This window comes from uncultured Parasphingorhabdus sp., assembly GCF_963975555.1.
GTDB lineage: Bacteria > Pseudomonadota > Alphaproteobacteria > Sphingomonadales > Sphingomonadaceae > Parasphingorhabdus.
Genome location: NZ_CAXBHH010000001.1, coordinates 932,816 through 945,096, shown reverse-complemented (window position 1 = coordinate 945,096; position 12,281 = coordinate 932,816). Strand labels below are relative to the sequence as shown.

Sequence of the window (12,281 nt, the reverse complement as noted above, 5' to 3'; positions counted from 1 at the left end):
CGGGCGGCGCCGGGAATTTGTTGATTATAGCTTTTTGCGACGCCGGGCAGCCATTCGGCCTGCAACCAGTCCGGCCAGACCAAGGCCGAGCATCAGCATGTTCGAAGGTTCGGGAACCGGCGTACCGCCAGAAGAACTTGTGCCACCGGACGAACCTGTACCGCCGGTTGAACCTGTCGACCCCCCGTAACTGGATGAGCCCCCATGGCCGGATGATCCCCAGCCCGAACTGCCCCATCCGGAACTGCCGCCCCGAGAGCTGCTTCCGCGTGAGCTACCGCCGCCGGAACTGCTCCAGCCTTTGACGCTGCCACTAATGTCGCTGCTCCAGGTCGCTTCGGCCGGCGCGGCCGCTACGACGGCAAGCGCTGCAGCAGCGGTCCAGATTGTGCATTTCACCAGTTTCACGATTGAATTCCATTCCCAGTTTCAAAAATTATATAAGAATGGTTACGCAAGAGCCTTGCCAATTCGCCGGAACGTGCGGCTTTGGGGCGATAGAATAGTTAATGATATTTCGAAAAATCTGCAGATGTAAAGTAAACCGACATTAACCATCGCTCAACATGGCAATGTTTATGGAATATTTACAATTTTCGGCGGAATCAGGCCCGGGCAGGCAGCTTCGCGGCGCGTAGCGCAGCATGGGCGTCCGCAATGCTATATTGGCCGAAGTGGAATATCGAGGCGGCGAGCACCGCGTTGGCGTGGCCTTTGGTTACACCCTCGACCAGATGCTCGAGATTGCCGACCCCGCCGCTGGCGACAACAGGGATCGATACAGCATCAGCCAGGGTGCGCGTTAGTTCAAGATCATAGCCATCGCGGGTGCCGTCCCGGTCCATCGAGGTCACCAGCAACTCCCCAGCCCCGAGATCGGCCATGCGGACAGCATGTTCCAGCGCGTCGATCCCGGTCGGCGTGCGGCCGCCATGAGTGAATATTTCCCAGCGCCCTTCGGCCACTTTCCGGGCGTCGATCGAGGCGACCATACACTGGCTGCCGAAACGGGTGGCAATGTCGCTGACCACTTCGGGCCGGGAGACAGCGGCGCTGTTCACCGCCACCTTGTCGGCTCCGGCCATCAGCAAAGCCCGTGCATCATCCGCCGTGCGGACACCGCCGCCGACGGTCACCGGCATGAAGCAGACCTCGGCAGTCCGCCGGACGACATCGATAATCGTGTCACGATTTTCGTGGGATGCGGTGATGTCGAGGAAACAAAGCTCGTCTGCGCCAGCCGCATCATAAGCCTGTGCCTGTTCGACCGGATCGCCGGCATCCTGCAGATCAACAAAATTAACGCCCTTGACCACGCGGCCCTTGGCGACGTCAAGACAGGGAATGACGCGGATACGAACGGTCATGGCTTGGTCGCCCCAGCGAAGGCTGGGGCCCAACCCGATATCAGCGGGTCCAGCACATGTGGTTTAGGTCCCAGCCTTCGCTGGGACGACAATATCGAAAACAGTTCAACCACGATTGGCCATCGCAATCGCTGTCGCCAGATCCAGCCGCCCGTCATAAAGCGCCCGCCCGGTAATCACGCCTTCGACGCCGTCCTTGGCATAGAGGCTGAGCATATGGATATCATCGATACCCTTGACCCCGCCGCTGGCGATCACCGGAATATCGACGCCGCGCGCCAGATCGACGGTGGCTTCGATATTGCAGCCGGTGAGCATGCCGTCGCGGCCGACATCGGTGAACAGGATCGAGGCAACGCCTGCGTCCTCGAACCGCCGGGCAAGATCTCTTACGCTGACATCCGACACATCGGCCCAGCCTTCGGTCGCGACCATGCCGTCCCGTGCGTCAACCGCGACGACGATGCCGCCTTCATATTCTTTCGCCATATCCTTGACGAAATCGGGATCCTTTAGCGCCGCGGTTCCGATCACCAGCCGGGCGACACCCAGTTCGAACCAGCGTTCGACCGTCTCGCGATTGCGGATACCGCCGCCCAACTGGACATAGCCGGGAAAGCTGGCGACAATCGCTTCCACCGCTTCGGCGTTCTGGGGCGATCCGGCAAAAGCGCCGTCGAGATCGACCACATGAATATGCTCGGCACCGGCAGCGGCAAACAGGCCGGCCTGCTCCGCCGGATTGTCGCCATAGACGGTGGCGCGATCCATATCGCCTTCGGCCAAGCGCACGACTTCGCCTGATTTGAGGTCAATTGCGGGAAATACGATCATGGTTTCCACTCCAGAAAACGGTTGAGAAAGGCCAGTCCATAAGCCTGGCTTTTCTCCGGATGAAATTGCACGCCGACGATATTGTCGCGACCGACCGCCGATACCAGCGGCACGCCGTGGCTGGTCTTCGCCAATATGTCGGCTTCATTGGCGGCATCAAAATGATAGCCGTGCAGATAATAAGCTTCGCCGGACTCGAGAAGATCATGCCCCTCGGTCGGGGTCACGTCGTTCCAGCCCATATGCGGGATTTTTATGTCGTCACTGGCAGGCTCGATCGCCTTTACCGTGCCGCCAATCCAGCCGAGCCCATCATGCTCGCCAAATTCTATGCCTTTATCGGCGAGCATCTGCATCCCGACACAGATGCCGAGAAAGGGTATGCCCTCAGCGCGGACCCGCCGATCCATCGCGGCAACCATGCCGTCGATCGCGACCAGTGCATCGCGGCAGGCACCAAAGGCGCCCACTCCGGGCAATATGATCCGATCGGCGCGCGCCACCAGTTCCGGGTCGGTGGTTACAGAGACATGGCCGGCCCCTGCGGCCATCAAGGCGTTGTGGACACTGTGCAAATTGCCGGCGCCGAAATCTATAAGAGCGATGGTTTCAGACATAATGCCAATCAACCGCCGAATGCGCGAAGATTACCCGAAATCCGCATCTTCTTTGCGACTTCGCGGCTTCGCGTGATAGAATCCTGAAGAAAAGTCCGCTGACGCGGGAAACACAACTCAGCCACCCAACTGCCCCTTGGTCGAGGGAATCGCGTCGCCCTTGCGCGGATCGCGTTCTACCGCCAGCCGCATCGCGCGGGCAAAGCCCTTGAAGATGCTTTCAGCGATATGGTGGTTATTCTCGCCATATAGCAGCTCAATATGCAGCGTGATGCCGGCAGCATCGGCGACGCTGTGGAACCAGTGTTTGAACAATTCCGTGTCCATCTCGCCCAACCGCTCCTGCGTGAAGCCGGCATTCCATACGAAATAGGGGCGACCGGAAATATCCAGCGCCACCCGGCTCAATGTTTCGTCCATTGGCGAATAGGCACTGCCGTAGCGAACGATCCCCGCCTTGTCGCCGAGCGCCTTGTTGATCGCCTGGCCCAGCGCGATGGCGCTGTCTTCGGTGGTATGATGCTGGTCGACGTGGAGGTCGCCCTTGATCCGCAATTTCAGGTCAATCAGGGAATGACGCGAAAATTGCTCGATCATATGATCTAGGAAGCCGATGCCGGTGGACACGTCAAATTGGCCGCTTCCGTCAAGGTTCAGCTCGACAAAAATCTCGGTTTCTTTGGTATTTCGTTCGATTGTCGCTCTTCTCATGCAGACGGCCTATAAAGGCTTGGACAAATCAGGCAAGAATTTCGCGGTCTTTTGCTCGACAGGAAATTCATTTTAGACTCTTGACCCGCTGCCCGCTTCGCGCCACCTAGTGCAAATGAGTGAAGATGCCCCAGATAGCCTGATTCCATATGACGAAATCGTGCAGGAAGCCCTGCGCGCGGTGGTAAGCCGGGTGCTGGGAGAAGTCGTCAAGGGCGGCCTTCCCGGAGAGCATCATTTTTACATCACCTTCAAGACCCGTGCGCCCGGCGTTGATATCCCCGATCATCTGATCGCGAGATTTCCGGACGAGATGACGATTGTCATCCAGAACCGCTATTGGGACCTGAAGGTCGACAAGGATCGATTCGAAGTCGGCCTGAGCTTCAACCAGATCAGCTCTATGCTGCATATCCCGTTCGCGGCGATAACCTCCTTCGTCGATCCGGCGGTCGATTTTGCGCTGCAATTCCACGTTGACGAGGTCGAGGGTGATGTGAACGACCATGACCCGGCGGAAAATGACGGCGAGACGGAAACGGTCACGCCGGTTGATGATGGCTCCAACGTGGTGACGGTGGACTTCGGCAAGAAAAAGTGAGCGGAACCCGCACAGAGACAGACTCTCTTGGCGAGATACAGGTTCCCGCCGACGCCTATTGGGGCGCACAGACACAACGCAGTATCGAGAATTTTCCGTTCCCGCGGCAGGAACGCATGCCGATCCGGCTGATCCATGCGCTGGCGGCGGTCAAACAGGCAGCAGCACGGGTCAATGGCATCCATGGTCTGGAGCCGGAGATTTCTGCAGCGATTGAGAAAGCCGCCAATGCTGTTCGCACCGGCGAATATGACAATCAATTTCCATTGACCATCTGGCAGACCGGGTCCGGAACACAGTCGAACATGAACGTCAACGAAGTGATCGCCGGCGTCGCCAACGAGGCGATATATGGCACGCGTGGCGGCAAATATCCGGTTCACCCGAACGACCATGTCAATCGCGGCCAATCGTCGAACGACAGTTTCCCGACAGCCATGCATGTCGCGGCGTCGCGCGCTCTCGAAGTCGAACTATTCCCGGCGCTGGAGCAATTGCACGATGCGCTGGCGGAAAAGGCGCAGAAGTGGAAGTCTATCGTCAAGATCGGCCGCACCCATTTGCAGGACGCCACGCCGCTGACCCTCGGACAGGAATTTTCCGGCTATGCCGCGCAACTGGTGGCGGCGCGTGACAGGGTCGAGACGGTCCTGCCGCGATTGCGTCAGCTGGCGCAAGGCGGCACAGCGGTCGGAACCGGCCTCAATGCACCGGAAAATTTCGGCGAGAATATCGCCAAGGAAATCTCCAAGATCACCGGCCTCAAATTCACCTCCGCCCCGAATAAATTCGCCGAACTGGCCGCGCATGACACGATGGTTGAATTGTCCGGCGCGCTCAACACGCTGGCGGTGTCGCTGACCAAGATCGCCAATGATATCCGCCTGCTCGGGTCCGGCCCTCGTTCCGGTCTTGGTGAGCTGGACCTGCCCACCAATGAACCGGGTAGCTCGATCATGCCGGGCAAGGTCAATCCGACCCAGTGCGAGATGCTGACTATGGTCGCCGCGCAGGTCATCGGCAATCATCAGGCGGTGACCGTCGGCGGGATGCAAGGCCATCTCGAACTCAATGTATTCAAGCCGCTGATCGGCGCCAATGTGCTGCGCTCGATCGAGATCATCTCGATTGGCATGTCCAGTTTTTCTGAACGCTGTGTCGAAGGGATGGAAGCCAATGAGGTGCGGATCAAGGAGCTGGTCGACAATTCACTCATGCTGGTGACCGCGCTGGCTCCGGTGATCGGCTATGACAAGGCTGCGGCGATTGCCAAATATGCCCATAAAACCGGCCAGACCCTGCGCGCATCCGCGCTGGAACTCGGCCTAGTTGACGCAGAAACCTATGATACCCATGTAAGACCTGAGAATATGGTCGGTAAAAATGGCTGATCCGGGAACAAAAACAACATGTCGATAATCAGAAATATATTCACCACGATGGTCGGTTACGAGGCGCGCAAGCATACCAGTGGCCATGGCTTGCGGAACTTCGGCCTCGGCATGATCGCCGCCCGCATAGCGACCCGGTCCGTCCCCGGCGCGCTGCTGGTCGGCGGGGCCTTAATCGCAAAAAAGCTTTATGATGACTCGAAAGAGGCAGAAGCGCTTCCCGCATCCGAAGCGGTTATCGAGATCGAAGGCCGTCCGGTTCCGGAAAAGAAAAAAGCCGCTGCAAAACCGGCGTTAAGGCTTCCCGGTTAGCCAATAGCCGGTGCCGGCCGCCTGCCAGTCCTTCACCGCTTCGATCGGTACCGTGAGCATCAGGATGTTGAGCGCCAGATTGTCGCGGATCATATAACCGGTAAACAGCTCGAAAATAATGGCAATTGCCAGCGTCACCTTCCACGGCAGGCGTGATGCGAGAAAAAATCCGACGATCATCCATGCAATATCGGCCATCGAGTTGATGATGCTATCGCCTTCATAACCATAGGAAATGGTCGCCTCGCGATAGCGGTCGATGATGACCGGCGAATTTTCCAGCACTTCCCATGCGCCCTCGACCAATATCGACAGGCACACAATGACGCCGAGCGGGAACAGCTTCGGGAAGCGCTTGCGTAAGAGATGGCCGATACCGAAGAAGATGAACCCGTGGATGATATGGCTCATCGAATACCAGTCGGCGAGATGCTGGCTGTTTTCCGCAGACTGGACGACGCCCTGCCACAGCTTGACCGTGCCGCAGGCGCAGATAGCCGGGCGTCCCATACCAAACAGGATCAGCCCGAATACGGCGAATAATATGAACGCGATCAGCGCACTGCTCATGCTGATCCTGAGCGGCCATTTTGTCATGCACTTCCTCCCACGCAATGATCTTGTGAGAACAGCTTATCCCCCCAATTGCAATATTGATTGTAACTGACATTACTGTAAGCTGCGCCAAAGCCGTCGGGATAAAGCGGTACAGGAGAGCATGTTGGCAACCACCGCGCGAACGGGGAAATCGCCCCGCAAATTCTATGGCTGGACCAATGTCGGGCTGATCTTCTTCATCCAGTTTGCCGCTTCGGGCTTCGTCTATTTCGCTTATTCCGTAGCCTTTCCGGTCATGGTCGAGACCATGGGGTGGAACCGCGGCACAGCATCGCTGGCCCAGTCGATCGCGCTGATGATGCTGGGGCTGGCCTATCCGCTGACCGGCTTTCTGCTCAGTCGATACGGGGTGCGCCAGACGATCAGCATTGGCCTGCTCGTCATGCTGTCCGGACTGCTACTACTGGTTTCCGCGGTCAGCGAGATTTGGCAGTGGATCCTGATCTGGGGCGGCGTCATGGGGCTGTCCTTTGCCCTGACCGGCCCGATTTGTTCGCAAACGGCGATGATCAGCTGGTTCAGCATCAAGAGATCCACCACCATCGGTATCGTCATGACCGGCGGCGCTCTCGGTGGAGCTCTGGCACAACCGGTGCTTTCAACCATGATGGATCGATTTGACAGCTGGCGCGCCGCCTGGTGGATCGCTGCTATTATGGTCGTAATCGCCTTGATCGCCACGCAATTCATCATCAACCGGCCGCAGGATATCGGCCAGTTTCCCGACGGCGTCGACCCCGGCCGCGCCGCTCATGATCCGCTAGCCGCCAGCTTACGGCCAAAAACCCACCGGACCGGCCATGACTGGACGATGAAGCAGGTCATCCGGACGCCAACGCTCTATCTCGTCATGCTGATCACACTGGGCTATCTGGCGACCTTCTTCTTCCTGCTCAACCACGGCATTTTGCACCTCACCGACAGTGGCCTCTCCGCTCTGGAGGCGGCGTCCATCCTCGGGCTGGCGATATTGGGCAGCGGACTGGCGCGGATCCCTGCCGGCTGGCTGGGTGACCATTTCGAATTGCGCTGGACCGTATTCGGATTCATTTTCCTGATGGCCTTCGGGTTGGCGGGCTTCTGGCTTGGCCATAATATCATCCTGCTCTCGATCATGGGCATGTTATTCGGAGCGGGCTATGGCGGCATGCTGGTGCTGGGGCCGGTGGTGACGGGCAATTATTTCGGCGAACGCGCCTTCCCGATCATCAATTCGGTGCTCGCGCCGGTTATGCTGCCTTTTGCGGCAGCCGCACCCGCCGGGGCCGGTTATATTTTCGAGGCAAGCGGCAGCTATGATATCGCCTTTGCCGGCGCGATCAGCTTGCTGACCGCCGGACTGATCGCCGCATTTTTCTTGAAACCGCCGCTAACGCCGGCCTAGCGCAATCGCTAGACATTGCCATCGCTGGACAGCAGCGCCGCAAGCGGCCGCGTTCCGGGCCGGCGCGCCAGCACGATCATCAATATGGTGGTGAATGGCACCGCCAGTATCGCGCCAGGAATGCCCCACAGGCTGCTCCAGATCGCCAGCGAAACCAGCACCACCATCGGGCTGAGATTGACCGATTTGCTGAGCATCTTCGGTTCAACAACATTGCCGATAACCACCTGCGCTGTGGTCATCAGACCGGTCGCGATCAAGGGGACCGTCAGATTGCCGAACTGGGCCACGGCAAAGAGCGCAGGAAAGGCCACGCCGACAAAAGACCCGATATAGGGAATATAGTTGAGCAGGCCGATGATGATCGCCCACAAAGCAGCATATTCCACGCCCAATATCAGCAATATTATCCAGCAGACGACACCCAATATGATATTGATCAGCGTCTTGGTCGCCAGATAGCTGCCGATATCATGGTTGATCCGGGTGATCATGTTGAGCGTGTCGGTCGAATCGCTGTCCGAACCGAAAGCGCGGCGCACTTTCTCCGGAAAGCCGGTGATCTCGCTGAGCAGAAAGGATGCGTACAAGATCGTGATGAAGACAAATCCGCCAAAGCTGGTCAGCGAAGACAAGACCGACTGGGCCAGCGCGGCGATGTCTATCTCGGTAAAGAATCTGGTCGCGAATTCGCTTATCGCCTTCGCGACCGCTTCCGTCCCGCGGTCAAATATCGCGGTCGGCGATGCCATGAGTTCGGAAACCTCCGGGCGGCCAATCCCGGCATTGGCCGGAGCCGGGAACCAGGCTGCAAACAGATTTTCCAAATTGCGCTGGTAAACCGGCAAGGATGGCACGAGATTCTGCAGGCTCGCCACCAGCATCCGCGTCATCGCGAAAAGCAGAGCCAGCACCCCGATCAGGGCAAGCGTGGCGCGCAACCACAAGGGAGTCTGGCCCAGCCCCGGTATGCGGGCGACCGTCGCGCTCGCGGCATAGAGTATCTGCAGCAGGATCACAGCGGTCACGATCGGCAATATGATGTCCTTGCCCACGTAAAACAGCCAGCCGACCATGATGGTAATGCCGACCGCATAGAATATGGTGCTGATACGTCCCTGGATCATGAGTTTCGAATAGCCGGATTTTAACAGACTGTCATCAGCAGGATTGCACCGGACAGGCGGGATCGAAAAAACATGGTAGCAGCATCTTGACGCCGCCCGCCCTTCTCGGCCAATAGCCGCTATGGCCGAGAATATATCTTCCCAGAATATCGACAATGATCACCGCGAGCTGAGCCGCCGGGGCCTTCTGTTCGTACTGTCCTCCCCCTCCGGAGCCGGCAAATCGACGCTTGCGAGCATGTTGCTGAAAGCCGATCAGGAGATTGCGATGTCGGTATCCGTCACCACCCGGCCGAAGCGGCCCGGTGAGGAACATGGCAAAGACTATTATTTCGTCACTGGTGACGAATTTGAAGAGATGGTCGCCGATCACAGCTTCCTCGAATATGCCACGGTATTCGGCAATCGTTACGGCACGCCAGCCGTTCCGGTTAACCAGAGTCTGGCGGACGGACAGGATGTACTGTTCGATATCGACTGGCAAGGGACCCAGCAGCTGTATCAACGCGCCGGACAGGATGTTGTCCGCGTCTTCATCCTGCCGCCGTCCCTCGATGAACTGCGCAAACGGCTGGAAAGCCGCAACACCGATGCGACCGAGATTATCGAGAGCCGGATGCAACGCGCTGCCAGCGAGATCAGCCATTGGGACGGTTATGACTATGTCCTGATCAACGATGATCTCGACGCCTGCTTTGCCAAGGTAAAGCAAATCCTTGCCACCGAACGCATGCGCCGGGCACGGCAAACCGGCCTGATCGGATTTGTCCGGGATTTGATGGCCGAATAAGCCGGATAATCGGCCGGTCACTTATGTGCCTGCAGAGGCGCAAACAAAGAGGATGGCACCAGAAGCGTCGCAGGGACCACGTCCTGTAGGGGGGGCGGACGCGAGACCATTTGTCCCGGGAACAGGAGCTTGCCCATGCGGTAGGCAATATCCCCGGTCCAGATTTTTGCGAATCCGCATTCTGGCACCATCCCCCGTGATTGAGCTTCGATGCGACCCGAGAGCTTATGACGCTCTTTCCGGATGTTCACTAAGCTACCAGCTTGATAGCATAAGGGCGCGCTGCGCTGTTTTCCATTCGACCAACGGCTATCGACCATCGACGAAAGAGCAAGCATATTACCTTGCCCGCACATGGCCGAAAGTCGGGCATGTGCGTCTGTCCCGCGTCATATTCAAAAGAGCGTTGGATTTACTGCTTTTACCGGTTACCAGTTGTAAAATGGCGGGTCGCTGCAGGGGGCAATATGGTGGAAGCACGGGAAATTGATGTCCTGATCGTCGGTGGCGGTTTTTCGACCATGCCGCTGGTCCGGGAACTGGACGCCAGCGGGATCAGCTGGCTGATGGTGTCCGAAATGACCCCGATCTGGCAACAGCTGGAAGCCGCCGATGCGCTGGATTTCGATCTGGTCAGTTCCCTGCAGAGCAGCGTCTATTCGTTCGAACTGGTCGAGATGCTGAAAGAGCAGGGCGAGGATTTTACCGACGGCTTCCCGACCGCCTGTGAATTTTACGCGGTGCACAAGAAATATGCCGCCCGCTACGCCAAGCATATCCACCATGGACGGGTCGGCAGTATCGACAATCATGCAGATCACAGCATAGTCCACCTCGAAAGCGGCGAGCAGTTCCGCGCGCAGCATGTCGTCGTCGCCACCGCTTTCCGGCGGCAGATGAATGCCAATCTCAAGCAGATCAAAATTGATGCCAGCTATGCCGGCAAGAATGTCGCGATCACCTCGACCGGCGACAGTTCCAACCTGCTGATCGCCAAGCTGGTCGCTCATGGCGCGAAAGTGCATCTGGTCACCAATGGCTTCATCATGCTCGACAAGATGTTCGCGACCTTCTCGCCGTTCGACGACGGCCCGCGCTTCGTCCCGCTCGACCAGCTCGAATGCCATAATTTCTCCGAAGTCAGCAAATGGAGCTATCGCGCCTTCATTGACGGCGGCTATATCCACGGCCTGATCCACCGCTGGTTCGCGAAGCTCTTCGACCGCAACAGTCTCGGCGTGCGCCACCCCAAAAGCATCCGCCCGCACGAAAGCATCCGGACCTTTTTCGAAGCCAGGGCACCGATTGAAAATGGCCATATCGCGATCAAATATTGGCCGATCGATGTCTATAAACTCTATTGCGACGACACGCTCGAGCAGAAGATCAGCGACGGTTATCTGATCAACGACCTGCCCTTCTTCCTCGAACATGGCCATGTGAAATTGTGGGACAAGGCGGTCGCCACGCTCGACCGCGAGGCGATGACGCTCACCGAGGACGGCCAAACTACGAGTTTTGACGAGATCATCGACGGCGATCAGGAAATACCCAATATCCCCGAAATCCGCATGCATGGCGAAAACGGCGCGGAGAATTTTGCCTATCGGACCCGCGCGCAATTTCTCGGGGTCATATCTCCCAGGCTGCACAATATCTACACCATCGGCTTCACCCGCCCGTTTACCGGCGGGCTCAACAATATAAGCGAGATGCAATGCCTGCTGGTCCACCGGATGATATCAGACCAGCCTTTCCGCAACGGCATAAACGCCAATATCGACCAGCGGATCGCAGTCTATAACACGAACTATTACGCCAAACGGCCGGAGAGCAAGACCGACCATCTGGTCTGGTACGGCACCTATACCGACGAGGTCGCCCGGCTGCTCGGTATCCGCCCCAAACGCAGCGACACGCCCGGCATCAAGGGCCTGATGAAATATTATATGTTCCCCAACAACGTCTTCCGCTTCCGCGAGACCGGCCGCTATGCGGTCGACGGCGTCGATGAGCTTCTGACCCACACAGCAAAACAATATCACGACTATAAAGTGCTGGCGCTGCTGGTTATCCGCTACCCGTTTTTCGAAACGCTCGCGCTCGGCACCATCCTGTTCGCGCCGGTCCCGTGGTGGGTCAAAGTCCCCGCTGCGATCATCCACAACCGCCTGCCGTTTACGTCAACGCTGGTCGGGAAATTCGGATTGCCGACGCGAGAGAGCAAGGCGATTTTCAATTACCGCAAGGCGATCAGTTTTCCGGTGCTGGCTTATCCGATAGTCGCGGCTGTTGTGTGGGCGGCGACGGACATGGGGGCCGCCTTCGCCTTCTCCGCCGGGTTGCTCGCTTATGTCTACGCGATGATCCATCTCGGCACCGCCAAGGGCTGGAACCGAAAGTTCTTCTGCGACATGAAGAGTAAAAGGTCGCCGGAGATGGTCGGGTTTTTTGAACGGTACCGGGAGGCTTTTGGGCGGGTTAAGGGTGGTGACGACGCTAGATCTGAGTGATCCGGCTCGGCTTATC

Annotated in this window: 13 protein-coding genes; 6 read left to right on the top strand and 7 right to left on the bottom strand. The window is 57.9% G+C overall.

Translation table 11 applies throughout. The features are described from left to right. Window positions 1-24: 24 nt before the first annotated feature. The 5 genes from AAC060_RS04700 to hisB form a co-directional block, all read right to left on the bottom strand. Entirely contained in the window at window positions 25-408 is a 384-nt protein-coding gene (locus tag AAC060_RS04700) for a PEP-CTERM sorting domain-containing protein (protein ID WP_339823420.1), read from the bottom strand. Window positions 409-605: 197 nt separating this feature from the next. Beyond that, the gene (gene hisF, locus AAC060_RS04695; RefSeq protein ID WP_339823417.1) at window positions 606-1,367 is read right to left on the bottom strand and encodes an imidazole glycerol phosphate synthase subunit HisF; all 762 of its coding nucleotides are present in this window, start codon (window positions 1,365-1,367) and stop codon (window positions 606-608) included. A 105-nt stretch (window positions 1,368-1,472) separates the two neighbouring features. Beyond that, a complete protein-coding gene (hisA, locus tag AAC060_RS04690) occupies window positions 1,473-2,201 on the bottom strand; it encodes a 1-(5-phosphoribosyl)-5-[(5-phosphoribosylamino)methylideneamino]imidazole-4-carboxamide isomerase (protein WP_339823415.1) in 729 nt (242 codons plus the stop codon). Then, the gene (gene hisH / locus AAC060_RS04685; RefSeq protein WP_339823413.1) at window positions 2,198-2,818 is read right to left on the bottom strand and encodes an imidazole glycerol phosphate synthase subunit HisH; all 621 of its coding nucleotides are present in this window, start codon (window positions 2,816-2,818) and stop codon (window positions 2,198-2,200) included. Before hisH ends, hisA begins: the two co-directional genes overlap by 4 nt. A 117-nt stretch (window positions 2,819-2,935) precedes the next feature. Further along, window positions 2,936-3,529 carry an imidazoleglycerol-phosphate dehydratase HisB gene (hisB, locus tag AAC060_RS04680; RefSeq protein ID WP_339823410.1) on the bottom strand — a complete coding sequence of 198 codons (594 nt, stop codon included), beginning with the start codon at window positions 3,527-3,529 and terminating at the stop codon, window positions 2,936-2,938. 115 nt (window positions 3,530-3,644) lie between these two features. On the opposite strand from hisB, the gene AAC060_RS04675 reads away from it, so the two are divergent. Genes AAC060_RS04675 through AAC060_RS04665 form a run of 3 tightly spaced genes read left to right on the top strand, consistent with a single transcriptional unit; the run spans window position 3,645 to window position 5,833 of the window. Then, a complete protein-coding gene (locus AAC060_RS04675) occupies window positions 3,645-4,130 on the top strand; it encodes a ClpXP protease specificity-enhancing factor SspB (RefSeq protein WP_339823407.1) in 486 nt (161 codons plus the stop codon). Beyond that, entirely contained in the window at window positions 4,127-5,521 is a 1,395-nt protein-coding gene (gene fumC, locus AAC060_RS04670; RefSeq protein ID WP_339823404.1) for a class II fumarate hydratase, read from the top strand. Before AAC060_RS04675 ends, fumC begins: the two co-directional genes overlap by 4 nt. An 18-nt stretch (window positions 5,522-5,539) precedes the next feature. Then, window positions 5,540-5,833 carry a hypothetical protein gene (locus AAC060_RS04665; protein WP_339823401.1) on the top strand — a complete coding sequence of 98 codons (294 nt, stop codon included), beginning with the start codon at window positions 5,540-5,542 and terminating at the stop codon, window positions 5,831-5,833. Here the strand turns inward: AAC060_RS04665 and AAC060_RS04660 are convergent. Next, window positions 5,816-6,403: a DUF2585 domain-containing protein gene (locus AAC060_RS04660; RefSeq protein ID WP_339823797.1), complete on the bottom strand. Its 588-nt coding sequence runs from the start codon at window positions 6,401-6,403 to the stop codon at window positions 5,816-5,818. The genes AAC060_RS04665 and AAC060_RS04660 overlap by 18 nt on opposite strands. Before the next feature lie 148 nt (window positions 6,404-6,551). On the opposite strand from AAC060_RS04660, the gene AAC060_RS04655 reads away from it, so the two are divergent. Beyond that, window positions 6,552-7,835, top strand: a complete 1,284-nt coding sequence (locus AAC060_RS04655; protein WP_339823398.1) for an MFS transporter — start codon at window positions 6,552-6,554, stop codon at window positions 7,833-7,835. Between the two features lie 8 nt (window positions 7,836-7,843). Here AAC060_RS04655 and AAC060_RS04650 read toward each other — a convergent pair whose 3' ends face one another. Beyond that, window positions 7,844-8,962, bottom strand: a complete 1,119-nt coding sequence (locus AAC060_RS04650; RefSeq protein WP_339823395.1) for an AI-2E family transporter — start codon at window positions 8,960-8,962, stop codon at window positions 7,844-7,846. Between the two features lie 121 nt (window positions 8,963-9,083). Between AAC060_RS04650 and gmk the strand changes: the two genes are divergently transcribed. After that, window positions 9,084-9,752 carry a guanylate kinase gene (gene gmk / locus AAC060_RS04645; protein WP_339823393.1) on the top strand — a complete coding sequence of 223 codons (669 nt, stop codon included), beginning with the start codon at window positions 9,084-9,086 and terminating at the stop codon, window positions 9,750-9,752. 467 nt (window positions 9,753-10,219) lie between these two features. Continuing rightward, window positions 10,220-12,265, top strand: coding sequence for a hypothetical protein (locus tag AAC060_RS04640; protein ID WP_339823390.1), 2,046 nt, complete (start codon window positions 10,220-10,222; stop codon window positions 12,263-12,265). Window positions 12,266-12,281: the final 16 nt, after the last annotated feature.

Coding starts and splice junctions, on each gene's coding strand:
- hisA (WP_339823415.1), bottom strand. CDS start 2,201: ATGATCGTATTTCCCGCAATTGACCTCAAATCAGGCGAAGTCGTGCGC.
- AAC060_RS04650 (WP_339823395.1), bottom strand. CDS start 8,962: ATGATCCAGGGACGTATCAGCACCATATTCTATGCGGTCGGCATTACC.
- AAC060_RS04655 (WP_339823398.1), top strand. CDS start 6,552: ATGTTGGCAACCACCGCGCGAACGGGGAAATCGCCCCGCAAATTCTAT.
- AAC060_RS04660 (WP_339823797.1), bottom strand. CDS start 6,403: ATGAGCAGTGCGCTGATCGCGTTCATATTATTCGCCGTATTCGGGCTG.
- hisH (WP_339823413.1), bottom strand. CDS start 2,818: ATGTCTGAAACCATCGCTCTTATAGATTTCGGCGCCGGCAATTTGCAC.
- AAC060_RS04675 (WP_339823407.1), top strand. CDS start 3,645: ATGAGTGAAGATGCCCCAGATAGCCTGATTCCATATGACGAAATCGTG.
- gmk (WP_339823393.1), top strand. CDS start 9,084: ATGGCCGAGAATATATCTTCCCAGAATATCGACAATGATCACCGCGAG.
- AAC060_RS04640 (WP_339823390.1), top strand. CDS start 10,220: ATGGTGGAAGCACGGGAAATTGATGTCCTGATCGTCGGTGGCGGTTTT.
- hisB (WP_339823410.1), bottom strand. CDS start 3,529: ATGAGAAGAGCGACAATCGAACGAAATACCAAAGAAACCGAGATTTTT.
- AAC060_RS04665 (WP_339823401.1), top strand. CDS start 5,540: ATGTCGATAATCAGAAATATATTCACCACGATGGTCGGTTACGAGGCG.
- hisF (WP_339823417.1), bottom strand. CDS start 1,367: ATGACCGTTCGTATCCGCGTCATTCCCTGTCTTGACGTCGCCAAGGGC.